Raw genomic sequence first — 1,050 nt, 5'->3', positions numbered from 1 at the left:
CTGGCAGCAGCATCACTACCAATAGGAACCTCAAGAGTCCTACTCCCACTAAATAATCCCTGCATAATAAATAACTTCTTAGGAGGTACTCTAAAATAACTACTACTAGCTGCCGTGGAAGGTTCTTTAATAGCGGAAGTAGAAACAGAAGAAGCTACAGGTAACTTTGAAGATGAAGATCCTAGCTCAGATGAAGACCCCGAGTCAGATGAAGATGATTCATCTCCTGAAACTGTGATATATTTGTAGGAAATTGAAAGTGCTGCCATAGGAACGTCAATAATATTGAGGACCCTAATTGGCTCTCCCAACCTTAGAAAGTCCACTACTTAAAGCAATTGATATGTAATTTCCAATCGACTTCGCTAAAGACCTCATGAAAGACGCACGAACGTCACAAAAAAAATCACAAACCAGTTTTCTACTATCATGGCGTAACTCTACACCCAGCAAATAAACACATTGAATATATGAAGGAACAGAAACTGTACCAGAAGAAGATCGATCACTAGAATCCCTAATAGGAGGCAACAGATTCAATTTGGAAGGCTTTATAGTAGTAGGTAGAGTCTCATCACAATGAGCAGAAGGCATCCAAACGGGAGCACGAACAATACCTGTCTCATCAAAAGTAGTAAAGGAAACATGAAGACGGACAGGAATGAGAACATTATCGCTACCAGTATGTCTTCCTGCTGCAACTGGACCAGAAGAAGATCCATCACTAGAATCTTTAACAGAAGTCAACGGATTAAATTCGCAAAGTGCACCAGAATCCCCTCCTAGTGAAGACGAGGATCCTAATTGTGATTCAGATCGAGAACAAACACTAAGTAACAATTCAGCACGGGACTGAGGTGGTAGTGTAAGATCTGGAGCAGTAATAACTCCCGATGCTGTACGTTTAATCGTACCTTTACTTATTTCTTTCGCTACAGTGGAACCTGCTAACATTATAGATAATGCTACTTGAGGAATACCGGCAGTGTCTAGGACACTAACAAAATCTTTGCAACCAACATCATTCCATCCCCCTCTTCCAGAGAAACA

2 protein-coding genes are annotated in these 1,050 nt (G+C 40.9%); both read right to left on the bottom strand.

Going from position 1 to position 1,050, the window contains the following annotated elements:
• Nucleotides 1–311: hypothetical protein (locus tag A6733_RS00475; protein WP_141663325.1), on the bottom strand; the 311-nt coding region annotated here is incomplete at its 3' end.
• A partial coding sequence (locus tag A6733_RS08735) for a hypothetical protein (protein ID WP_176696746.1) occupies nt 295–1,050 on the bottom strand: 756 nt, incomplete at its 5' end. The genes A6733_RS08735 and A6733_RS00475, both read right to left, overlap by 17 nt.

Origin of the sequence: Candidatus Ichthyocystis sparus (assembly GCF_900078745.1) — a bacterium.
Classification (GTDB): domain Bacteria; phylum Pseudomonadota; class Gammaproteobacteria; order Burkholderiales; family 2013Ark19i; genus Ichthyocystis; species Ichthyocystis sparus.
This window is presented reverse-complemented; position numbering and strand designations above follow the sequence as displayed.